This is a genomic window from Bacillus sp. FSL K6-6540, from assembly GCF_038007545.1.
The window spans coordinates 156,319-178,411 of the sequence record NZ_JBBOXH010000002.1 but is presented as its reverse complement, the minus strand read 5'-3'; the positions used below and the strand labels follow the sequence as shown (position 1 = coordinate 178,411).

At 46.1% G+C, this 22,093-nt stretch carries 22 protein-coding genes; 18 read left to right on the top strand and 4 right to left on the bottom strand.

Features of this window, described 5'->3' with window-relative positions; genetic code table 11:
* Nucleotides 1-52: 52 nt before the first annotated feature.
* Complete coding sequence (sacB, locus tag MHH82_RS33335) at nt 53-1,474, bottom strand: levansucrase (protein WP_072175089.1); 1,422 nt, start codon at nt 1,472-1,474, stop codon at nt 53-55.
* A gap of 678 nt (nt 1,475-2,152) precedes the next feature.
* Between sacB and MHH82_RS33330 the strand changes: the two genes are divergently transcribed.
* The 5 genes from MHH82_RS33330 to padC all read left to right on the top strand — a co-directional run bounded on the left by MHH82_RS33330 (nt 2,153) and on the right by padC (nt 6,002).
* Entirely contained in the window at nt 2,153-2,704 is a 552-nt protein-coding gene (locus MHH82_RS33330; protein ID WP_029946010.1) for a C1q-like domain-containing protein, read from the top strand.
* A gap of 148 nt (nt 2,705-2,852) precedes the next feature.
* Nucleotides 2,853-4,208 carry a serine hydrolase gene (locus MHH82_RS33325; protein ID WP_125121128.1) on the top strand — a complete coding sequence of 452 codons (1,356 nt, stop codon included), beginning with the start codon at nt 2,853-2,855 and terminating at the stop codon, nt 4,206-4,208.
* 15 nt (nt 4,209-4,223) lie between these two features.
* A complete protein-coding gene (gene racX / locus MHH82_RS33320) occupies nt 4,224-4,907 on the top strand; it encodes a broad specificity amino-acid racemase RacX (RefSeq protein ID WP_072175087.1) in 684 nt (227 codons plus the stop codon).
* Nucleotides 4,908-5,038: 131 nt separating this feature from the next.
* Entirely contained in the window at nt 5,039-5,494 is a 456-nt protein-coding gene (locus tag MHH82_RS33315) for a DUF3237 domain-containing protein (protein WP_072175086.1), read from the top strand.
* 22 nt (nt 5,495-5,516) lie between these two features.
* Nucleotides 5,517-6,002, top strand: a complete 486-nt coding sequence (gene padC / locus MHH82_RS33310) for a phenolic acid decarboxylase (RefSeq protein WP_003243190.1) — start codon at nt 5,517-5,519, stop codon at nt 6,000-6,002.
* A gap of 26 nt (nt 6,003-6,028) precedes the next feature.
* On the opposite strand, the gene MHH82_RS33305 is transcribed toward padC, so the two are convergent.
* The 3 genes from MHH82_RS33305 to slrR form a co-directional block, all read right to left on the bottom strand.
* On the bottom strand, nt 6,029-6,220 hold the full coding sequence (locus MHH82_RS33305; RefSeq protein ID WP_003228241.1) for a hypothetical protein: 192 nt from the start codon (nt 6,218-6,220) through the stop codon (nt 6,029-6,031).
* A 2-nt stretch (nt 6,221-6,222) separates the two neighbouring features.
* Complete coding sequence (gene pnbA / locus MHH82_RS33300) at nt 6,223-7,692, bottom strand: para-nitrobenzyl esterase (protein ID WP_032726903.1); 1,470 nt, start codon at nt 7,690-7,692, stop codon at nt 6,223-6,225.
* Between the two features lie 75 nt (nt 7,693-7,767).
* Nucleotides 7,768-8,226 (bottom strand): HTH-type transcriptional regulator SlrR, encoded by a 459-nt coding sequence (gene slrR / locus MHH82_RS33295; protein WP_003228245.1) that lies wholly within the window; start codon nt 8,224-8,226, stop codon nt 7,768-7,770.
* A gap of 245 nt (nt 8,227-8,471) precedes the next feature.
* Here slrR and MHH82_RS33290 point away from each other — a divergent pair, with 245 nt between their 5' ends.
* From MHH82_RS33290 to MHH82_RS33230, 13 genes are all read left to right on the top strand, one after another.
* Nucleotides 8,472-9,176 (top strand): YveK family protein, encoded by a 705-nt coding sequence (locus MHH82_RS33290; RefSeq protein ID WP_021480654.1) that lies wholly within the window; start codon nt 8,472-8,474, stop codon nt 9,174-9,176.
* Between the two features lie 5 nt (nt 9,177-9,181).
* Complete coding sequence (epsB, locus tag MHH82_RS33285) at nt 9,182-9,862, top strand: protein tyrosine kinase EpsB (protein WP_125121130.1); 681 nt, start codon at nt 9,182-9,184, stop codon at nt 9,860-9,862.
* 234 nt (nt 9,863-10,096) lie between these two features.
* The gene (locus MHH82_RS33280; protein WP_172861509.1) at nt 10,097-11,917 is read left to right on the top strand and encodes a polysaccharide biosynthesis protein; all 1,821 of its coding nucleotides are present in this window, start codon (nt 10,097-10,099) and stop codon (nt 11,915-11,917) included.
* A gap of 11 nt (nt 11,918-11,928) precedes the next feature.
* Nucleotides 11,929-13,074, top strand: coding sequence for a glycosyltransferase family 4 protein (locus tag MHH82_RS33275; RefSeq protein ID WP_032677035.1), 1,146 nt, complete (start codon nt 11,929-11,931; stop codon nt 13,072-13,074).
* Complete coding sequence (epsE, locus tag MHH82_RS33270; RefSeq protein ID WP_003228255.1) at nt 13,071-13,907, top strand: glycosyltransferase EpsE; 837 nt, start codon at nt 13,071-13,073, stop codon at nt 13,905-13,907. The genes MHH82_RS33275 and epsE overlap by 4 nt, the downstream gene beginning before the upstream one ends.
* A complete protein-coding gene (locus MHH82_RS33265) occupies nt 13,900-15,054 on the top strand; it encodes a glycosyltransferase family 1 protein (RefSeq protein WP_021480649.1) in 1,155 nt (384 codons plus the stop codon). Before epsE ends, MHH82_RS33265 begins: the two co-directional genes overlap by 8 nt.
* Complete coding sequence (gene epsG / locus MHH82_RS33260; RefSeq protein WP_072175080.1) at nt 15,051-16,154, top strand: biofilm exopolysaccharide biosynthesis protein EpsG; 1,104 nt, start codon at nt 15,051-15,053, stop codon at nt 16,152-16,154. Before MHH82_RS33265 ends, epsG begins: the two co-directional genes overlap by 4 nt.
* 24 nt (nt 16,155-16,178) lie before the next feature.
* Entirely contained in the window at nt 16,179-17,213 is a 1,035-nt protein-coding gene (locus MHH82_RS33255; protein WP_072175079.1) for a glycosyltransferase family 2 protein, read from the top strand.
* Between the two features lie 4 nt (nt 17,214-17,217).
* A complete protein-coding gene (locus MHH82_RS33250) occupies nt 17,218-18,294 on the top strand; it encodes a polysaccharide pyruvyl transferase family protein (RefSeq protein ID WP_014478038.1) in 1,077 nt (358 codons plus the stop codon).
* Entirely contained in the window at nt 18,291-19,325 is a 1,035-nt protein-coding gene (locus MHH82_RS33245) for a glycosyltransferase (RefSeq protein ID WP_072175078.1), read from the top strand. The genes MHH82_RS33250 and MHH82_RS33245 overlap by 4 nt, the downstream gene beginning before the upstream one ends.
* A complete protein-coding gene (locus MHH82_RS33240; protein WP_072175077.1) occupies nt 19,322-20,839 on the top strand; it encodes an MATE family efflux transporter in 1,518 nt (505 codons plus the stop codon). Before MHH82_RS33245 ends, MHH82_RS33240 begins: the two co-directional genes overlap by 4 nt.
* Nucleotides 20,836-21,444 carry a sugar transferase gene (locus MHH82_RS33235; protein ID WP_015251185.1) on the top strand — a complete coding sequence of 203 codons (609 nt, stop codon included), beginning with the start codon at nt 20,836-20,838 and terminating at the stop codon, nt 21,442-21,444. The genes MHH82_RS33240 and MHH82_RS33235 overlap by 4 nt, the downstream gene beginning before the upstream one ends.
* Nucleotides 21,441-22,091 (top strand): acetyltransferase, encoded by a 651-nt coding sequence (locus MHH82_RS33230; RefSeq protein WP_070547799.1) that lies wholly within the window; start codon nt 21,441-21,443, stop codon nt 22,089-22,091. Before MHH82_RS33235 ends, MHH82_RS33230 begins: the two co-directional genes overlap by 4 nt.
* The last annotated feature ends 2 nt before the right edge of the window (nt 22,092-22,093 follow it).

The following is a 22,093-nucleotide window of genomic DNA, read 5'->3' as shown; positions in this document are numbered from 1 at the left end:
ATAAGAAATAAAAGAAAATGCCAATAGGATATCGGCATTTTCTTTTGCGTTTTTATTTGTTAACTGTTAATTGTCCTTGTTCAAGGATGCTGTCTTTGACAACAGATGTTTTCTTGCCTTTGATGTTCAACAGGAAGCTTGGCGCAAACGTTGATTGTTTGTCTGCGTAGAATCCTCTGTTTGTCATATAGCTTGTAATCACGACATTGTTTCCTTTCGCTTGAGGTACAGCGAAGTGTGAGTAAGTAAAGGTTACATCGTTAGGATCAAGATCCATTTTTAACACAAGGCCAGTTTTGTTCAGCGGCTTGTATGGGCCAGTTAAAGAATTAGAAACATAGCCAAGCATGTAAATATCGTTAGACGTGATGCCGTCAATCGTCATTTTTGACCCGCGGGAGTCAGTGAACAGGTACCATTTGCCGTTCATTTTAAAGACGTTCGCACGTTCAATTTCATCTGTTACTGTGTTAGATGCAATCAGCGGTTTCATCACTTTTTTCAGTGTGTAATCATCGTTTAGCTCAATCATACCGAGAGCGCCGTTTGCTAACTCAGCCGTGCGTTTTTTATCGCTTTGCAGAAGTTTTTGACTTTCTTGACGGAAGAATGATGTGCTTTTGCCATAGTATGCTTTGTTAAATAAAGATTCTTCGCCTTGGTAGCCATTTTCAGTTCCAGTGTTTGCTTCAAATACTAAGTATTTGTGGCCTTTATCTTCTACGTAGTGAGGATCTCTCAGCGTATGGTTGTCGCCTGAGCTGTAGTTGCCTTCATCGATGAACTGCTGTACATTTTGATACGTTTTGCCGTCGCCGTCAAAGATTGATTTATAATCCTCTACACCGTTGATGTTCAAAGAGCTGTCTGATGCTGATACGTTTACCTGTGCAGTTGTCAGTGTTTGTTTGCCGTAATGTTTACCGGAGAAATCAGTGTAGAATAAACGGATTTTTCCGTCAGATGTAAATGTGGCTGAACCTGACCATTCTTGCGTTTGGTCTTTTAGGATAGAATCATTTGCATCGAATTTGTCGCTGTCTTTAAAGACGCGGCCAGCGTTTTTCCAGCTGTCAATAGAAGTCTCGCCGACTTTTTGATAGAACATGTAAATCGATGTGTCATCCGCATTTTTAGGATCTCCGGCTAATGCAAAGACGATGTGGTAGCCGTGATAGTTTGCGACTGTGCCGTCAGCGTTTTGTAATGGCCAGCTGTCCCAAACGTCCAGGCCTTTTGCAGAAGAGATGTTTTTGATTGTGGACGGATCGAATTCAGGCACTTGATATTTTTCATTTTTTTGCTGTTCAGGGATTTGCAGCATATCATGGCGTGTAATATGGGAAATGCCGTATGTTTCCTTATATGGCTTTTGGTTCGTTTCTTTCGCAAACGCTTGAGTTGCGCCTCCTGCCAGCAGTGCGGTAGTAAAGGTTAATACTGTTGCTTGTTTTGCAAACTTTTTGATGTTCATCGTTCATGTCTCCTTTTTTATGTACTGTGTTAGCGGTCTGCTTCTTCCAGCCCTCCTGTTTGAAGATGGCAAGTTAGTTACGCACAATAAAAAAAGACCTAAAATATGTAAGGGGCGACGCCAAAGTATACACTTTGCCCTTTACACATTTTAGGTCTTGCCTGCTTTATCAGTAACAAACCCGCGCGATTTACTTTTCGACCTCATTCTATTAGACTCTCGTTTGGATTGCAACTGGTCTATTTTCCTCTTTTGTTTGATAGAAAATCATAAAAGGATTTACGGACTACGGGCCTAAAGAACTAAAAAATCTATCTGCTTCTTTTCGTTCGCCGATTTTTTATAATTCTGTCGCATGGGCATAAAGTTGCCTTTTTAATCACAATTCAGAAAATATCATAATATCTCATTTCACTAAATAATAGTGAACGGCAGGTATATGTGATGGGTTAAAAAGGATCTCTAACTGAGGTCTTTCATATAAGATCGTCTGATGCCTTGATGAAGCATGCCTCTTGGATCAAAAGCAGTAATCTGTTTTGGGAACATGCTGCTGTGATTTCTATTTTTGAATACAGTCGGGCAGATACCGTTTCAATGTCTGTAACGATTAATATAATAATGTATTAACTAGCAAACAAATGATAGAAGCGTAAGGCTTATAAGGAGGAAAAAGTTATGCAGCCCCGGCCAACTAAATGGATTAAGAGGAACGATCGACCGGAACCTCTTTTATCACCAAGTGTCACAAATGGAAATACCCCATCAGCTCAACAAAACCAGTCCTTCGCACCAATGACGAACCAGCCTATTTCTGCTTTCAGAGCCACCAGCAATATGAATCTGTCTGTTGCTGCCAATGCAGCCAGCGGAGTTCTTTTTCAAAATGTCCAATTTGATTTGGCGAATGAATATAACCCCGGCACATCTACATTTTCCCCGAGAACAGCAGGCGTGTATTCTCTTAATGCATCAGTTGAATTTCAAGCGAATGCGAATGTTGGCTTCAACTTAGAAGTCGTATTTCTCGTGAATCAAGATGTGGTAGGCGGCGGAAATAACCAATTTCAAGCAGGGAATCTCCCCGCTGTCGTAGCCATTACGGAAATTCTTCAGTTAAACGCCGGAGATACGGTGACAGTTGCAATGAGGAGTACTGCCGCAGGAGTCATTCAAGCGACTACGAGAACCCATTTTGCAGCCGCTAGAGTTCCTTCTCCGACTTCATAAAAGAGGATTTTTTGATTCATGCAGATCTAATACCGCTATATTAAAGTTGATTTTTCCTATTTGAGGATTAATCAGCTTTTTTTATTGTTTTCAAAATATTTGAAACGTTAGTAGGTTAGTAACGTACAGAGATATGGGAGGTGGAGGAATGAAGCAGAATAAAAGAAAGAATCTTCAGACGTTATTTGAGACATTAGGCGAAAAACATCAGTTTAACGGGACGGTTCTAGCTGCGGAGGGTGGCGATATTTTATATCACCACTCTTTTGGCTATGCGGAAATGACGGAAAAACGCCCGTTGAAAACCAACTCTTTGTTTGAGTTAGCGTCTTTGTCAAAGCCTTTTACAGCATTGGGAATCATCTTGCTGGAGGAGAAGGGGATTCTTGGCTATGAAGATAAAGTGGATCGCTGGCTGCCCGGTTTTCCGTACCAGGGTGTAACGATTCGGCATTTATTGAACCATACGTCAGGGCTTCCTGATTATATGGGTTGGTTTTTTGCTAATTGGGATCCGCACAAGATTGCGGTGAATCAGGATATTGTCGATATGCTGATGAATGAGGGGCTGCCCGGTTATTTTGAGCCGAATGAAGGCTGGCTGTACAGCAATACGGGGTATGTGCTGCTGGCGGTTATCATTGAAAAAGCATCTGGCATGAGCTATGCGGATTTTATGAAAACAAGTATTTTTTTACCGGCAGGCATGAATGAAACAAGAGTGTATAACAGGAGGCTTTCGCCTGAGCGAATTGATCATTATGCATATGGATATGTGTATGATGTACACTCCGAAACATACGTCCTCCCTGATGAGCTGGAGGAAACGAACTATGTTGTGTATCTCGATGGCATACAGGGAGATGGGACGGTGAACTCTGTCACAAGCGATTTGTTTCGATTTGATCAGGCTTTATATCAGGACGATTTCATCAGCAAGGCTTCTAAGGAATCCGCGTTTTCTCCAGTGCGCCTCAACAATGGAGAAACAATTGATTATGGCTTTGGCTGGGTACTGCAAAACAGTCCTGAAAAAGGGCGGATTGTCAGCCACAGCGGAGGATGGCCCGGCTATTCGACGTTGATGATCCGATATATCGATCATCGTAAAACACTGATCTATTTGAGTAATAAGGAAGAGGATACTGAATATGAACAAGCGATTCTGAAGGCGGCGGAACATATTCTATTTGGCCAGCCATATGAGGTCCCGGAACGTCCTGCTGATAAAAAGAAAAAAGCAATTGATACGGCGATATACAGCCGCTATGTTGGCAGCTACCTGTTGCAGGATGGGACGTCTGCACAGGTGACTGCCGAGAATGAACGGCTTTATTTGGAGATCGCCGGACAGCTGAGACTGGAGTTATTTCCTTCCTCGGAAACCCGTTTCTTTCTGCGAGCATTGTCTGTTGAAGTCGAGTTTACATTAGGTGAGGATGCTGCGAAAAGCTTTATCCTCTATGAGGATGGCTCAGAGGAAGAAGCGGTCCGTACGAAGTAGAAAGGAATGAATTTGATGATCGGAATATTAGCCGGAATGGGGCCGAAATCGACCTCGCCGTTTATTGATAAGGTGATTGATTACTGTCAGAAGCTGTATGGGGCTTCAAACGATATTGACTACCCGCACATGATGATCTATTCATGCCCGACGCCTTTCTATGCAGGTCGTCCAATTGACCATGACGAGATGAAAAAAGCGATTATCGACGGAGCGGTAAAGCTCGAGAAAACAGGAGTGGATTTCATTGCGCTGCCTTGTAATACGGCGCATGTCTACTATGAAGAGATTCAGCAGGCATTGTCGGTTCCTATGTTGCATATTGTTGAGGAAACGATAAAAGAGATTCCGCATCCCGCAAAAAAAGCGGTGGTTTTAGGAACAGAGCCAACCATCCAATCCGCCATCTACCAAAAAGTTCTGAAGGGAAATGGACAAGAAGTTATTCACAAGGACCATTGGCAGCAGGCTGTGAACCAGCTTATCGCCGCAATCAAACAGCCAAATCATATGCAGCATACACAAGCATTGTGGCAGACGCTATATGAAGAAATCAGTCAGCATGCAGACATCATCATTTCAGCCTGCACGGATTTAAATGCGGTGTTAGATCATATTCAAAGTGAGATTCCGATTATAGATTCCTCTGCCTGTCTTGCCAAAAGCACTGTCAGCACATATCTTGCTTATCAAAGCTAGCTTCAAACAAGGACTGTCTTCAAACAGTCCTTGTTTTTTTATGTTCCTATTGTTTGACAGTTAACTGCAATGATGTTAAAGTGAACATGTAAATAGTTACATGATTTTTTTCTGAAGGTGAGGTGGTTCTCGTGAAGAAGCCGGTTTTAAAACCATTCGCCTCTTTAGAAATCAAGGTTGATCAGCCTATCACGATTGGTGAGACAAGCCTGGGACTGAGACGATTCATTCCGATTCGTTCGGGAACAATAACCGGGGAAGTAAAGGGACGTATTTTGCCGGGCGGTGCCGATTCACAAATGATTCGCGCTAACGGCAGAACAGATTTATCTGCCAGGTATGTGATTGAAACAGCAGATCATGAACTGATTTACATTGAAAACAATGGAATACGGCAAGTCAGCGAGCCGTTTCGAAAACAAGCGGCAGCCGGGGAAATTATTGAACCGGAGCATGTTTATTTTCGTACGGTACCGACGTTTGAAACAGGCAGTGAAGTCTATCAATGGCTCCATGACCGCTTGTTTATCGGTTCCGCAGAAAGAACCCCTGATTACGTTCTACTAGACATTTATGAAGTACAGTAAAAGACTAAGGAGAGTGTGTAAGATGGAAAACTTTATCGGAAGCCACATGATTTATACGTATGAAAACGGATGGGAATACGAGATTTATATTAAAAACGACCATACAATTGATTATAGAATTCATAGCGGAATGGTTGCCGGACGCTGGGTTCGGGATCAGGAAGTGAATATTGTCAAACTGACAGAAGGCGTATATAAAGTGTCTTGGACAGAGCCGACTGGCACGGATGTTTCATTAAACTTTATGCCAAATGAAAAACGCATGCATGGCATTATTTTCTTCCCGAAATGGGTGCATGAACATCCTGAAATTACGGTTTGCTACCAAAATGACCACATTGATTTGATGAAAGAATCCCGCGAAAAATATGAAACGTATCCAAAATACGTTGTACCTGAATTTGCGGAAATTACATTTCTGAAAAATGAAGGAGTCGACAACGAAGAAGTGATTTCGAAGGCTCCTTATGAGGGAATGACAGACGATATTCGCGCGGGAAGATTATAATAAACATAAAAACCCGGAAAAGAGAATTACTTCTCTTTTCCGGGTTTTCTTTTTGCTGAGTATGCGGGAACCATCACAATTCCCGCGAAAAACAGTATGATGCCAGTCCAGCGCATAGGCTGGTAATAGACTGTGTCCCGTAAACATACCACGGCCGACAAAATAATGATACAAGCTGCCACAACAATGGCAGCACCAATGTATCCTGTTTTCCCCATATTTATTCTCCTTTTGAAGGGAATAGCTTCTGCCTTTTTTCAGATTCGGGATCGTTTTCGATCGTAATCTCTGAGTCTAAAATCAGCGTCTCTCTCGTTTCTTCATGATACGCAGGCCAATTCACAGCTTCGGTGCTTGGGTTTCCTGTTTTAGCGAACGTGATCCACGCTGATTGTATCGTGTGAGAAAGCTGTTTCACCTCATCCGTAATCTCCGCTTTTGCCATTCGTTCCAATCCGTCCAGATTTCCAAAGACAAAAGGAAGCTCTAATGCGTGAAACGCTTTATTGTACGGCGGCTTCTTCGGGTGCCAATCGAACCTGTACATCCAGACAGGGGCGTAATGAGACTGTGCGGATGCATAGGCGACGGCAGGGCGCCAAAATAATAAATCAGTCATCATATGAATTTGGCTTTCCAGAGAACGCGGATACAAATCGGCAACTTTCTCTGCCAGCGGCTTCCCTAGTAAATACTCGAGCGCTGCATCAAGCGTTTCCTGAGAATGAACGTCTGAATCCGGGGTGAAAAATAAATATCCTTCATCACGGGTTGTTCCAATTAATAGCGGAATACCGGAAGCAGCCCCTTCTGCGATCGCTTTTTCTGGTTCTTCAGGCAGCGTTTTCGGATCAAGGGCGGGCTGGAAGAACAGCTGAAAGATATTTTCTTTTTCTGCAATCCGAAGCTGATCAGCCGCTTTTAGCAAATCTTCCGCAGAAACCGTATGCAATTTATCCAGTTGGCCCTCGTTAATCCCAAGGACCTGTAAAAAGGCTGCCGAGGTGCTCGCCGCTTGTTCTTTCGTCATCGTTCGAGAAGCGCCGCTTTCCATGATTGCTTTCTGGAACAGGCCTTTTGCCGCAGGCATAGCAAGCAGCGCGGCAATGCTCATGCCGCCGGCGGATTCTCCAAATACTGTTACGTTATCGGGATCACCGCCAAACGCTGAGATATTCTCCCGCACCCATTTCAGCGCGGCGGCTTGGTCTAAAAGCCCAAGGTTATCGGAATACGCCTCATTAAATGAAGACAAGTGCAAAAAGCCAAACGGCCCCAGCCGATAGTTCAATGTAACGACAATGACTTCTCCCTGTGCCGCAAGTTTTGATCCGTCATACAATGGCTCACTGCCCGCTCCTAGATAAAAAGCGCCTCCGTGAATCCACACCATGACAGGAAGATTTTGACTTGGAGTGTCAGGCGCAAATACATTGACATACAAGCAATCCTCGGACTGGCGGGGCAGCTCTGTATACGACAGTGACAGCAAATCAGACGGCTGCGGGCAAATAGGGCCGTACGCTGTGGCATCAAGCACATCTTCCCACACTTCAGGCGGCTCAGGTGCTTTAAAACGCCATTGTCCGACAGGCGGCTTGGCATAGGGGATGCCTTTCCACTTATGTACACCGTTTTCCGTTGTGCCTTTTACTTTGCCGTATTGAGTCGTTACTATTTGATGAGTCATTGTGTTCTCTCCCTTTTTCCCCCATTATAAACAGATTTCCCCTGAAGATGCGAACGTTAGCCCTTTAACCGATCATCATCTTCCCATTGTTTTTAAAAAGGATTTGACTTCATGGACAGTCAAGCCGATTTCTCTTGCCTCCGCCATCAGCGCTTTCCATTCTTCTATATTGGATTCCGTCAGTTTGCGGTTGCGGTAAGAGGCAGTTTCAGGCTGTTCTTTCTTCAGTCTGTTCGTAAAAGTGAACAATTCTTCTTTTTCCATCCCGGCTTGTACGGCTTGCACTAAATGTACGCGCCATTCTTCTTCACCGCCGCTGATTTTTTCATACATCATTGTTTCTGCGTCAAATAATTCTGTTAATTCAACTTCCAGTGTGGCAGAAACCTTTTTTAAAAATTGAACGGACGGATTCGTGTGAACGCCTCTTTCAATCTTGCTTAAATAGGATTTGGATACGCCTGACTCAACAGCCAGCTGATTAATAGAATAGCCTTTTCTTTTACGGTACAAACGGATAATTCTTCCAATCATAATATGAAATTCTCCTCTATTCCTGTCGTTATTTCGTTCATTATAAGGAATTTTTCGTTCTTTATAAAATTTAAAATAATAAGGGAAGTGCAGTAAATTAGAGGAAAATCATGATTTTGTTCTCTAAAGAGAACTTATTGGCTTATTTTGCAATTTTTAAATAATAACGTTTTCTTTTATAATCCAATCATTAACAGAAAGGGGCGCGGGAAGCCAGCCGCGGGAAGGCTGAAGGCTATGAATACATGAATGAGAATATGAGTTTCAAAGAATTATATGCGATTGTCAGACACAGATTCGTGCTGATTCTGCTCATCACAATCGGCGTCACCCTTATGATGGGTTTTGTGCAATTTAAGGTCATTTCACCGACCTACCAGGCGTCGACACAGGTGCTGGTTCATGAATCAGACGGTGAAGAAAACTCGAATCTCAGTGACATCCAGCGAAATCTTCAGTATAGCAGCACGTTCCAATCGATTATGAAAAGCACTGCCTTGATGGAAGAAGTTAAGGCGGAATTGCACCTATCTGAATCGGCTTCCTCGCTGAAAGGAAAAGTAATCACCAGCAGTGAAAATGAATCAGAAATTATCAACGTTGCCGTCCAGGATCACGATCCGGCGAAAGCGGCTGAGATTGCGAACACGTTAGTGAACAAGTTTGAAAAAGAAGTAGATGAAAGAATGAATGTACAAGGCGTACATATATTATCAGAGGCGAAGGCTTCTGAAAGCCCGATGATCAAGCCGGCCAGGCTGCGAAATATGGTCATGGCTTTTGGCGCTGCTGTCATGGGCGGCATTACACTGGCATTTTTTCTGCATTTTCTCGATGATACGTGCAAAAGCGCACGGCAGCTCAGCGAGAGAACCGGATTGCCATGCTTAGGCTCCGTTCCTGATGTCCACAAAGGGCGGAATCGCGGGATAAAACATTTCGGGGAGTGAAGCGAGTGATCTTTAGAAAAAAGAAAGCAAGGCGAGGTTTGGCTCAAATATCTGTTTTACACAATAAATCAGTTGTTGCGGAACAATATCGCACCATTCGGACAAACATTGAGTTCTCATCTGTCCAGACCAGCTTGCGATCTATCCTCGTCACCTCCTCTGTGCCTGGTGAAGGTAAATCGTTCAGTGCAGCGAATCTTGCGGCTGTCTTTGCGCAGCAGGAAAAGAAAGTACTGCTGGTGGATGCCGATTTAAGAAAGCCGACCATCAATCAGACGTTTCAGGTTGATAATGTAACCGGGCTGACAAATGTGCTGGTCGGTAATGCTTCACTCAGTGAGACGGTGCAAAAGACGCCGATCGATAACTTATATGTACTGACAAGCGGGCCGACCCCGCCAAACCCGGCAGAACTGCTGTCTTCAAAAGCAATGGGAGATTTAATATCTGAGATCTATGAACAATTCAGCCTCGTCATCTTTGATTCCCCTCCGCTTTTGGCTGTTGCAGATGCTCAGATTCTAGCAAATCAAACAGACGGCAGCGTGCTCGTCGTTTTAAGCGGAAAAACAAAAACCGATACCGTTCTGAAAGCAAAAGATGCACTGGAACAATCCAATGCGAAGCTGTTAGGCGCTCTTTTAAACAAAAAGAAAATGAAAAAATCGGAACACTATTCCTACTAGTTTTTGTAAAGGTGATGTCTCCTGACCTGTATCAATGGAGGCACTCGGCTCTGCTGTGGGCAGCTGAAGTTGCTGCCTTAGATGCTGGTCGTCGCTGGCGGGGCGTGAGGATGGGTTAAATGCCCACTTATCTGATATATACATAGGACGTATTGTCGGTTTAGCTGCTGCTGATTTTTTGGAGAGACGAAAACCGCCGCAGCTAAACCGATAAAAGAATTAGGGGGGAAAAGGTTGAGTTACCGGAGAAGACTGTCAATGATTATTGCGCTGGATACTTACCTCGTTTTAAATTCAGTTATTGCAGGATATCAATTTTTAAAAGATTCCTATCAATTTTATGACTCCGGAGCATTACTGCTTACCGCTGTCAGCTTGCTCCTCAGCTATCATGTGTGTGCTTTCCTGTTCAATCAGTATAAACAGGTGTGGACATACACCGGACTCGGCGAGCTGATTGTCCTGCTTAAGGGCATTACGCTTTCAGCCGCTGTGACCGGCGTCATTCAGTATGCTGTGTATCACACGATGTTCTTCCGACTGTTAACCGCGTGCTGGGTGCTTCAGCTTTTGTCTATTGGAGGGACCCGTATTTTATCCAGAGTATTAAACGAAAGCATCAGGAAAAAACGCTGCGCCTCGTCCCGCGCGCTGATTATCGGGGCGGGCTCAGGTGGGACTCTGATGGTCAGGCAGCTGCTTTCGAAAGATGAACCAGATATCATACCTGTCGCTTTTATTGATGACGACCAAACGAAGCATAAATTAGAAATTATGGGGCTGCCCGTAATCGGCGGAAAAGAAAGTATCATGCCTGCGGTGCAAAAGCTCAAAATTAATTTTATTATTATTGCCATTCCTTCACTCCGCACCCATGAGCTTCAGGTGTTATATAAAGAATGTGTGCGAACCGGAGTAAGCATTAAAATTATGCCTCATTTTGATGAAATGCTGCTTGGCACACGAACTGCCGGACAAATTAGAGATGTAAAAGCTGAGGACTTGCTCGGCAGAAAGCCGGTAACCCTCGACACTAGCGAAATTTCGAATCGCATCAAAGGAAAAACAGTTCTCGTCACGGGAGCGGGCGGATCAATCGGCTCAGAAATCTGCCGGCAGATCAGTGCGTTTCAGCCTAAGGAAATTATTCTGCTCGGCCATGGGGAAAACAGCATTCATTCAATTTATACAGAGCTGAACGGACGATTCGGCAAACACATTGTGTTCCATACGGAAATCGCTGATGTGCAGGACCGCGATAAAATGTTTACATTGATGAAAAAATACGAGCCGCATGTTGTCTATCATGCAGCTGCCCATAAGCATGTGCCTTTAATGGAACATAATCCTGAAGAGGCGGTCAAAAACAATATTATCGGAACAAAAAATGTCGCGGAAGCAGCCGATATGTCGGGAACAGAGACATTCGTGCTGATTTCATCGGACAAAGCGGTGAACCCAGCCAACGTAATGGGGGCGACAAAACGATTCGCAGAGATGATTATTATGAATCTTGGGAAAGTCAGCAGAACCAAATTTGTCGCTGTTCGCTTCGGCAATGTACTCGGGAGCCGAGGCAGCGTCATTCCGATTTTCAAAAAACAGATTGAAAAAGGCGGCCCGGTGACAGTAACACATCCGGCAATGACCCGCTATTTCATGACGATTCCCGAGGCATCAAGGCTTGTGATTCAGGCTGGGGCACTGGCGAAAGGGCGTCAGATTTTTGTTCTCGATATGGGAGAGCCCGTAAAGATTGTAGATCTTGCCAAAAACCTCATTCATTTGTCCGGCTACACGACAGAGCAGGTTCCAATCGAATTCACAGGCATTCGTCCGGGCGAAAAAATGTATGAAGAATTACTGAACAAAAATGAAGTCCATGCTGAACAAATCTTTCCGAAAATTCACATCGGTAAAGCGGTGGACGGTGATTGGCCGGTGCTGATGCGCTTTATCGAGGATTTTCATGAGCTGTCGGAAGCCGACCTGAGAGCGAGGCTGTTTGCGGCAATCAATACATCAGACAAAATGACGGCTGCCAGTGTTCATTAGGGGGAGTGAAAATGACGAAAAAGATCTTGTTTTGCGCGACTGTTGATTATCATTTTAAGGCCTTTCACCTCCCTTATTTTAAATGGTTTAAACAAAGGGGCTGGGAGGTTCATGTCGCCGCGAACGGACAAACCAAGCTGCCGTATGTAGATGAGAAATTCTCCATCCCGATTCGCAGGTCACCTTTTGACCCTCAGAACCTGGCCGTTTATAGGCAGTTGAAGAAAGTGATCGACACTTATGAATACGACATTGTCCATTGCCATACACCGGTCGGCGGCGTTCTCGCCAGACTGGCGGCGAGGCAGGCACGGCGGCACGGAACAAAGGTGCTGTATACAGCGCACGGATTTCACTTCTGCAAAGGAGCACCAATGAAAAATTGGCTTCTTTACTATCCGGTCGAGAAATGGCTTTCAGCATATACGGACTGCCTGATTACGATTAATGAAGAGGATTATAAACGGGCGAAAGGACTTCAAAGGCCGGGCGGAAGGACGCAGAAAATTCACGGCATTGGCGTCAACACCGAGCGTTTCCGGCCTGTCAGTCCGATAGAGCAGCAAAGACTCAGAGAAAAGCACGGGTTCCGTGAAGATGATTTTATATTGGTTTATCCGGCTGAGCTCAATCTGAACAAAAACCAGAAGCAGTTAATTGAAGCCGCAGCCTTGCTAAAAGAAAAAATTCCCTCGCTCCGCCTTGTGTTTGCCGGGGAAGGGGCAATGGAACAAACGTATCAAATGTTAGCTGAAAAGCTTGGTGCCTCCGCCAATGTCTGTTTTTACGGCTTTTGCAGCGACATACATGAGCTGATTCAGCTTGCGGATGTATCTGTCGCATCCAGCATTAGAGAGGGCCTCGGCATGAATGTGCTTGAGGGAATGGCGGCAGAAAAACCGGCGATCGCCACAGATAATCGCGGGCATCGGGAAATCATTCGCGACGGAGAAAACGGTTTTCTGATCAAAATCGGTGACAGTGCTGCTTTTGCCCGCCGGATTGAACAGCTTTACCATAAGCCGGAGATCTGCCGAAAGCTGGGACAGGAAGGCCGAAAAACAGCCTTGCGCTTCTCGGAGGCGCGAACGGTGGAAGAAATGGCAGATATTTATTCCGCGTACATGGATATGGATACAAAGGAGAAAAGCGTATGAACTCAGGACCGAAAGTTTCTGTCATTATGGGCATTTATAATTGCGAACGCACTTTGGCAGAAAGCATAGAATCCATTCTCAGCCAATCCTATAAAAATTGGGAGCTGATTTTGTGCGATGATGCGTCAACAGACGGCACGCTCCGTATCGCGAAGCAGTATGCCGCTCATTACAGCGACCGCATCAAACTGATTCAAAACAAAACAAATAAGCGGCTTGCCGCATCATTAAATCATTGTCTTTCGCATGCGACAGGCGATTATATCGCACGTCAGGACGGAGATGACCTTTCGTTTCCGCGCCGTCTGGAAAAGCAGGTCGCGTTTTTAGAAAAGCACCGACACTATCAGGTGGTTGGCACCGGCATGCTTGTGTTTGATGAATTTGGCGTAAGAGGCACCCGCATTCTGCCTTCTGTTCCTGAGCCGGGCATCATGGCAAAAGGGACTCCATTTTGCCACGGCACGATTATGATGAGAGCGAGTGCCTACCGCACGCTGAAAGGCTACCGGTCGGTGCGGCGGACGAGACGAATGGAAGATATTGATTTGTGGCTTCGCTTTTTTGAAGAGGGCTTCAGGGGCTATAATCTTCAGGAAGCCTTGTATAAAGTGAGGGAAGACAGCGATGCATTCAAACGGCGGTCATTTACGTATTCAATCGACAATGCCATTCTTGTCTATCAGGCGTGCAGACGCTTGAAGCTTCCTTTATCTGATTACATATATATCGCAAAACCGTTAATTCGCGCCTTTATGCCTGCAGCTGTGATGAATCGCTACCATAAAAAAAGAGTGATGAACCAAAAGGAAGGGCTTGTCAAGCATGAATAGCAGCCAAAAGCGCGTGCTCCATGTTCTCAGCGGCATGAACAGGGGCGGCGCGGAAACCATGGTAATGAATTTATATCGGAAGATGGACAAAAGCAAAGTGCAATTTGATTTTTTAACGTATCGAAATGATCCGTGCGCTTATGATGAAGAGATTTTATCTTTAGGCGGGCGGCTTTTTTATGTCCCGAGCATTGGGCAAAGCAATCCCCTTACATTTGTGAGGAATGTGAGAAACGCGATAAAAGAAAATGGGCCGTTCAGCGCCGTTCATGCGCACACGGATTTCCAAACGGGTTTTATCGCCCTTGCGGCAAGGCTCGCCGGAGTGCCGGTCAGGGTATGCCACTCCCACAATACGTCTTGGAAGACCGGCTTCAACTGGAAGGATCGATTGCAGCTGCTCGTGTTCAGGCGGCTCATTTTGGCAAATGCGACAGCGCTGTGTGCCTGCGGAGAGGATGCGGGCAGGTTTTTATTTGGACAGTCCAATATGGAGCGGGAGCGTGTTCACCTTCTTCCTAACGGGATTGACCTTGAGTTGTTCGCCCCAAATGGGCAGGCGGCTGATGAAGAAAAAGCAGCACGCGGCATTGCAGCCGACCGGCTCATCATTGGCCATGTGGCCCGGTTTCATGAAGTGAAAAACCACGCGTTCCTGTTGAAGCTTGCCGCACATCTCAAGGAAAGAGGCGTTCGCTTTCAGCTCGTTCTGGCGGGAGACGGGCCGTTGCGCGGGGAGATAGAGGAGGAGGCGCGGCAGCAGAATTTGCTATCAGACGTCCTCTTTTTAGGCACGGAAGAACGGATCCATGAACTGATGCGAACATTCGATGTATTTGTCATGCCGTCTCTGTACGAAGGCTTGCCGGTTGTGCTTGTGGAAGCGCAGGCGTCGGGGCTTCCATGCATCATTTCAGACAGCATTACAGAAAAAGTCGACGCCGGTCTCGGGCTTGTCACAAGATTAAGTCTTTCTGAGCCGATCAGCGTCTGGGCTGAAACCATTGCAAGGGCCGCCGCCGCAGGCAGGCCGAAGCGTGAGTTCATCAAAGAAACACTCGCTCAACTTGGCTACGATGCACAGCAAAATGTAGGAGCGCTGCTGAATGTATACAACATCAGCACGGAAAAGGACCATAACCGATGATTGTATATGCCGTCAATATGGGGATTGTATTTATTTGGTCTTGGTTCGCTAAAATGTGCGGCGGCCGTGACGATTCGCTTGCCACGGGGTATCGGCCGAATAAGCTTTTGATCTGGATTCCGCTCGCTTCACTTGTGCTCGTGTCAGGTCTCCGCTATCGAGTCGGCACGGATTTTCAGACGTATACGCTGCTGTACGAATTGGCGGGCGATTATCAAAATGTGTGGCAGATATTCGGTTTCGGCACAGCAAAAACAGCGACAGATCCGGGGTTTACCGCATTCCTTTGGCTGATGAATTTCATCACGGAAGATCCTCAAATCATGTATTTTACGGTGGCGGTCGTGACCTACAGCTTTATTATGAAGACACTCGCCGACTATGGCAGGCCGTTTGAGCTGAGTGTCTTTTTATTTTTGGGAACCTTTCATTACTACGCGTCTTTTAACGGCATCAGGCAATACATGGTGGCAGCTGTTTTGTTTTGGGCGATCCGTTATATCATCAGCGGGAACTGGAAGCGATATTTCCTGATTGTGCTGGTCAGCTCGCTCTTTCATTCGTCGGCGCTGATTATGATTCCAGTGTACTTTATTGTCAGAAGAAAAGCCTGGTCTCCGGCGATATTCGGCCTATCCGCTTTATTTCTCGGCATGACATTTTTATATCAAAAATTTATTTCTGTGTTTGTCGTTGTACTTGAAAACAGCTCATACAGCCATTATGAAAAATGGCTCATGACGAACACAAATGGAATGAATGTGATCAAAATCGCTGTTTTGGTTCTGCCGCTGTTCCTTGCATTTTGCTATAAAGAACGACTGCGGAGTCTGTGGCCGCAAATTGATATTGTCGTCAATTTGTGCCTGCTAGGTTTTTTGTTCGGCCTTTTGGCCACAAAGGACGTGATTTTTGCCAGATTCAATATTTATTTCGGTCTGTATCAAATGATCCTAGTCCCTTATTTCGTCAGGATATTTGATGAAAAATCGAACGCTCTTATCTATATCGCTATCGTTGTTTGTTATTTTCTTTACAGTTATTTGCTTATGCCGGTCGATTCATCGGTTCTGCCTTACAGAACGATTTTTTCCCGGTAATTTATGCAAGAGGAGCCGGTCATTATGGAAACACCTGCGGTTAGTCTGTTAGTCGCTGTTTATAACACAGAAACATATATCAGAACGTGTCTCGAATCCCTGCGGAACCAGACAGTGGACAATATAGAAATCATCATTGTTAATGACGGTTCAGCTGACGCCAGCCCGGATATCGCAGAAGAATACGCCAAAATGGACAACAGGTTCAAGGTGATTCATCAGAAGAACCAGGGTCTCGGTGCGGTTCGGAATAAAGGCATTGAGGCGGCACGCGGCGAATTTATCGCGTTTATCGATTCAGACGATTGGATTGAGCCTGATTATTGCGAGCAGATGCTCCGGGCAGCAGGCGATAAAACTGATCTGGTCATTTGCAATTACGCCGCAGAGTTTGAGGACACTGGCAAAACCATGGACTCAGACATTGCCCAAACCTATCAGGATCAGCCGAAGGAGCACTATATCAAGGCGTTATTCGAAGGGAAGGTCAGAGGGTTTTCATGGAACAAACTGTACAGAAGAAGCATGATTGAAGCCCATCGGCTGTCGTTTCCGCTCCGAGGCGAGCTGGAGCATGTCGAGGATCAGTTTTTCAGCTTCAGGGCTCACTTTTTCGCCCGCTCAGTATCCTACGTAAAAACGCCGCTCTATCATTATCGAATTCACCTTTCCTCCATTGTGCAGCGCTATCAGAAAAAATTGTTTGAATCAGGACTTGCGCTGTATGAGGCGAATGCGGCGTTTTTACAGGAGAACAACAAACTGGAGGAGTATCGCAAGGAGCTTGATACCTTTATCGTTCTTCACAGCAGCATCTGTATGCTGAATGAATGGAAAACGAGCGGCAGCCGCCGGCTGTTTGAAAAGCTTAGAAATGTTGGCGTGATATGCGCGGACCCGGTGTTTCAAGAAAGTCTTTCAAAAACGGGTACCGCTCCTTTTGACGCAAAACGGTCATGCCTGCTTCTGATGGCGAAATACAGAATAATTCCGTTCGTCGCTATGGCATCGGCTGTGTATCAGCGGGTGATCGAGTACAAAATGAGAAACAGAGGGTGAGGACATGTCGTTACAATCGTTGAAAATCAATTTTGCAGAATGGCTGCTGCTAAAGGTCAAATACCCGTCCCAATATTGGCTGGGAGCGGCAGATCAACCGGTAAAGGCCGCAGCACATCAGAAAAAAATCATACTGACCCTGCTGCCGTCCCATGACAATTTGGGAGATCACGCAATTGCTTATGCCAGCAAGGCATTTCTTGAGCGAGAATACCCGGACTTTGACATCGTCGAGGTCGATATGAAGGACATTTACAAATCAGCAAAAAACCTGATCCGCTCGCGCCATCCGGAGGATATGGTCTTTATCATCGGCGGCGGAAATATGGGGGATTTATACCGTTATGAGGAGTGGACGCGCCGCTTCATCATTAAAACATTCCATGACTATCGGGTTATCCAGCTTCCGGCAACGGCTCATTTTTCTGACACGAAAAAGGGGCGCAAAGAGCTGAAACGGGCACAGAAAATTTATAATGCGCACCCCGGCCTATTGCTCATGGCACGGGATGAAACAACGTATCAATTTATGAAACAGCATTTTCAAGAAAAAACAATTTTGAAGCAGCCGGACATGGTGCTGTATTTAGATAGAAGCAAGACCCCCGCAGAACGCGAAGGGGTTTATATGTGTTTGCGCGAGGATCAGGAAAGCGTGCTTCAGGAGGACCAGAGGAACCGGGTCAAGGCTGCGCTATTTGAGGAATTCGGCGAGATCAAATCCTTTACGACAACGATCGGCCGCCGGGTCAGCCGGGATACACGCGAACAAGAACTTGAAGCACTGTGGTCTAAGCTGCAAAGCGCAGAAGCCGTCGTCACTGACAGGCTTCATGGCATGATTTTTTGCGCGCTGACAGGAACGCCATGTGTTGTCATTCGCTCCTTTGACCATAAGGTGATGGAGGGCTATCAATGGCTTAAAGACATCCCGTTCATGAAGCTGATAGAACATCCGGAGCCAGAGCGCGTAACAGCCGCAGTCAATGAGCTTTTAACAAAAGAAACACCCCGTGCAGGCTTTCCGAGAGATGTGTATTTTAAAGGTCTGCGTGACAAAATCAGCGGTGAAGCGCAATGATCCCGCTCGTCAGCATTATTGTCCCGATGTATAATGTTGAACCATTTATAGAAGAGTGCATTGATTCTTTGCTTCGTCAAACGCTTTCTGATATTGAAATCATCCTCGTGAATGACGGAACACCGGATCGTTCAGGCGAGATTGCAGAGGACTATGCAAAACGGGATGCGAGAATCCAGGTCATTCATCAGGCAAACGGCGGGCTTAGTTCAGCGCGAAATACGGGAATAAAGGCCGCGCGGGGCACTTACATCGGCTTTGTAGACGGAGACGATTATGTATCATCCGCCATGTTCCAGAGGCTGACTGAAGAAGCGGAGCAAAATCAGCTTGACATCGTCGGATGCGGTTTTTACAAGCAGTCATCGGACAGGCGGACATATGTGCCGCCGCAGCTTGAGGCAAACCGCGTGCTGACGAAACCAGAAATGACTGAACAGCTTAAACATGCTCACGAAACGAGATTTATCTGGTATGTATGGCGTTATCTTTACCGTCGTGAGCTTTTTGAAAGGGCGAATCTGTTGTTTGATGAAGACATCCGTTTTGCTGAAGACTCTCCCTTCAATTTGTCCGCTTTTTGCGAAGCGGAGCGGGTGAAAATGCTTGATGAAGGATTGTACATTTATCGTGAAAACCCGAACAGCCTGACAGAAATTCCTTATAAGCCGGCGATGGATGAACATCTTCAAAAACAATATCAGGCTAAAATCGCATTCTACAATCACTACGGCTTAGCAGGCGCATGTAAAGAAGATTTGAATGTGTACATTTGCAGGCATCAGCTTCCGATGCTTTTGGCAAATGCCTGTGCTTCTCCGAATTCGCCGAAAGACATCAAAAAGAAGATCAGACAGATTTTATCCTATGACATGGTGCGGCAGGCTGTCAGACATACACCGTTTCAGCATGAGAAATTATTAAGAGGAGAGCGTTTGGTATTAGCACTGTGTAAATGGCGGCTCACTTTTCTCATCAAGCTGTTTTTCGAGCAGCGGGGGACAATGAAAGGCAGTGCGAAGCAGGCATGAAATTCACGATAAATTTCAGCGCTAATCTCACGGCTTTTCTCTTGTCCGTTTTCCTATCGGTTTGGATGACGCCTTTTATTGTCAAAACGCTTGGTGTGGAAGCGTTTGGCTTTGTTCACTTGACACAAAATGTGATTAATTACTTTTCGGTTATCACCGTGGCGCTCAGCTCGGTTGTTGTTCGGTTCTTTTCTGTTGCTGCCCACAGGGGAGAGCGGGAGAAAGCAAATGCGTATATCAGCAATTATTTAGCGGCCTCTGTTTTGATTTCATTGCTGCTCTTGCTGCCGCTTGCGGGTTCGGCTTTTTTTATTGACCGCGTCATGAATGTGCCGCAAGCGCTTTTGGCAGATGTGCGTTTGTCGATTTTGATCGGCAGTTTGCTGTTTATTTTAACGTTTCTGATGGCTGGTTTCGGCGCTGCACCATTTTATGCCAACCGCCTTTATATCACCAGTTCCATTCAGGCGGTGCAAATGCTTATACGTGTGCTGTCTGTGCTGCTCCTGTTTGCATGCTTTGCGCCGAAAATCTGGCAGATCCAGCTTGCAGCTTTAGCTGGTGCTGTCATTGCGTCTGTGCTGTCTTTCTATTTCTTCAAAAAGCTGATTCCGTGGTTTTCGTTTCGTATGAAGGATCTTTCATTCCGCACAAGCAAGGAGCTGTTTCAAGCGGGCGCATGGAGCTCCGTCAATCAAATCGGCGTCCTGCTTTTTTTGCAGATTGATCTGTTAACCGCCAATTTGATGCTGGGGGCGTCCGCATCCGGGAAATACGCGGCGATTATCCAGTTTCCGCTGCTTTTGCGCAGCTTGGCCGGAACGGTCGCATCCCTGTTTGCGCCTATCATGACTTCATATTATTCAAAAGGCGATATGGATGGATTGATGAATTACGCCAATAAGGCAGTAAGGCTCAATGGTCTTTTGCTTGCACTTCCTGCTGCCTTATTGGGCGGATTGGCGGGGCCTTTTTTGACAATCTGGCTCGGACCGTCCTTTTCAACGATAGCACCGCTTTTATTTATTCATGCCGGATACTTGGTTGTCAGCCTCGCCTTTATGCCGCTGTTTTATATATGGACCGCTTTTAATCAACAAAAAACACCGGCGATTGTTACCCTGCTGTTAGGTGCGGTGAATGTGGTGCTGGCGGTCACGCTGAGCGGGCCGGCTCATCTCGGTCTGTACGGCATAACGTTGGCGGGGGCCATTTCTCTTATTTTAAAAAATGCCATCTTTACGCCGCTTTACGTATCCCGCATTACAGGCTGCAAAAAGCACGTGTTCTTTAAAGGCATCATCGGGCCTCTTTCAGCCGCTGTGTTTGCCTGGGCGGTCTGTAAGGCGATTCAGTTCATTGTGAAGATTGACGGCTGGCCGTCACTGATAGCGACGGGAGTGACAGTCAGCTTTTTCTACGCTGTTTTCGCTTTTATGCTCGTTTGTACAAAAGAGGAAAGACAGCTGGTATTAAAACGGTTTCGAAAAACGAAAGGAGCTGTGAATCTTTGATCCTGAAACGACTTTTTGATCTGACGGCCGCCATTTTTTTGTTGTGCTGTACAAGTGTGATCATTCTGTTCACCATCGCCGTTGTCAGGCTGAAAATAGGATCACCTGTCTTCTTTAAGCAAGTAAGGCCAGGCCTGCACGGCAAACCGTTCACCCTATATAAGTTCCGGACAATGACGGATGAACGGGACGGTGAGGGAAATCTGCTGCCCGATGAAGTCCGGCTGACGAAAACAGGCAGGCTGATCAGAAAGCTGAGCATTGATGAGCTTCCGCAGCTCCTGAATGTCCTGAAGGGCGATCTGAGCCTTGTCGGGCCGCGGCCGCTTTTGATGGACTATCTGCCTCTTTATACAGAAAAACAGGCACGGCGCCATGAGGTGAAGCCGGGTATCACAGGCTGGGCGCAAATCAATGGCAGAAACGCGATTTCCTGGGAAAAGAAATTTGAATTAGATGTTTGGTACGTTGACAACCGGTCATTTTTTCTCGATTTGAAAATTTTATGTTTGACGGTGCGAAAGGTCCTTGTTTCAGAAGGGATTCAGCAAACCAATCATGTGACCGCGGAACGGTTTACCGGAAGCGGAGATGTGTCCTCATGAAAAACGTGGCCATTGTGGGTGACGGCGGACACGGAAAGGTGATCAGAGAGCTGATAAACGCCCGCTCAGATACGCGCTTAGCCGCGGTGCTGGATGATAAATTCAAAACGTTCGAAGGCGGAAAAGAATGGTACACAGGACCGCCGGAAGCCGTTACTGAACTACGCAGGCTCATTCCTGATGTGCTGTTTCTGATTGCTGTTGGGAATAACAGTGTCAGAAAACAGCTGGCGGAGCGACTGGGACTGAGGAAAGATGATTTTATTACATTGATTCACCCGTCAGCCATCGTCAGCAGGTCGGCTGTCATTGGGGAAGGGACAGTAATTATGGCGGGCGCGATCATTCAGGCGGATGCGCGCATCGGCGCTCATTGCATCATCAATACGGGTGCAGTGGCAGAGCACGACAATCAAATCAGCGATTACGTTCATCTTTCCCCGCGTGCCACGCTGTCAGGAGCGGTTTCCGTTCAGGAAGGCGCTCACGTCGGAACCGGTGCATCCGTCATACCGCAGATCACAATCGGGGCTTGGAGCATTGTCGGAGCCGGCTCCGCGGTGATCCGTCCCATACCGGACAGGGTAACGGCGGCCGGTGCACCGGCACGCATCATTTCTTCCATTCAAACATCAAACAAAGGATGATT

Excerpts from the sequence above, each read along its gene's own strand:
- sacB (WP_072175089.1), bottom strand. The coding sequence starts at position 1,474 with ATGAACATCAAAAAGTTTGCAAAACAAGCAACAGTATTAACCTTTACT.
- MHH82_RS33330 (WP_029946010.1), top strand. The coding sequence starts at position 2,153 with ATGCAGCCCCGGCCAACTAAATGGATTAAGAGGAACGATCGACCGGAA.
- MHH82_RS33325 (WP_125121128.1), top strand. The coding sequence starts at position 2,853 with ATGAAGCAGAATAAAAGAAAGAATCTTCAGACGTTATTTGAGACATTA.
- racX (WP_072175087.1), top strand. The coding sequence starts at position 4,224 with ATGATCGGAATATTAGCCGGAATGGGGCCGAAATCGACCTCGCCGTTT.
- padC (WP_003243190.1), top strand. The coding sequence starts at position 5,517 with ATGGAAAACTTTATCGGAAGCCACATGATTTATACGTATGAAAACGGA.
- MHH82_RS33305 (WP_003228241.1), bottom strand. The coding sequence starts at position 6,220 with ATGGGGAAAACAGGATACATTGGTGCTGCCATTGTTGTGGCAGCTTGT.
- pnbA (WP_032726903.1), bottom strand. The coding sequence starts at position 7,692 with ATGACTCATCAAATAGTAACGACTCAATACGGCAAAGTAAAAGGCACA.
- slrR (WP_003228245.1), bottom strand. The coding sequence starts at position 8,226 with ATGATTGGAAGAATTATCCGTTTGTACCGTAAAAGAAAAGGCTATTCT.
- MHH82_RS33290 (WP_021480654.1), top strand. The coding sequence starts at position 8,472 with ATGAATGAGAATATGAGTTTCAAAGAATTATATGCGATTGTCAGACAC.
- MHH82_RS33275 (WP_032677035.1), top strand. The coding sequence starts at position 11,929 with ATGACGAAAAAGATCTTGTTTTGCGCGACTGTTGATTATCATTTTAAG.
- epsE (WP_003228255.1), top strand. The coding sequence starts at position 13,071 with ATGAACTCAGGACCGAAAGTTTCTGTCATTATGGGCATTTATAATTGC.
- MHH82_RS33265 (WP_021480649.1), top strand. The coding sequence starts at position 13,900 with ATGAATAGCAGCCAAAAGCGCGTGCTCCATGTTCTCAGCGGCATGAAC.
- epsG (WP_072175080.1), top strand. The coding sequence starts at position 15,051 with ATGATTGTATATGCCGTCAATATGGGGATTGTATTTATTTGGTCTTGG.
- MHH82_RS33255 (WP_072175079.1), top strand. The coding sequence starts at position 16,179 with ATGGAAACACCTGCGGTTAGTCTGTTAGTCGCTGTTTATAACACAGAA.
- MHH82_RS33250 (WP_014478038.1), top strand. The coding sequence starts at position 17,218 with ATGTCGTTACAATCGTTGAAAATCAATTTTGCAGAATGGCTGCTGCTA.
- MHH82_RS33245 (WP_072175078.1), top strand. The coding sequence starts at position 18,291 with ATGATCCCGCTCGTCAGCATTATTGTCCCGATGTATAATGTTGAACCA.
- MHH82_RS33240 (WP_072175077.1), top strand. The coding sequence starts at position 19,322 with ATGAAATTCACGATAAATTTCAGCGCTAATCTCACGGCTTTTCTCTTG.
- MHH82_RS33230 (WP_070547799.1), top strand. The coding sequence starts at position 21,441 with ATGAAAAACGTGGCCATTGTGGGTGACGGCGGACACGGAAAGGTGATC.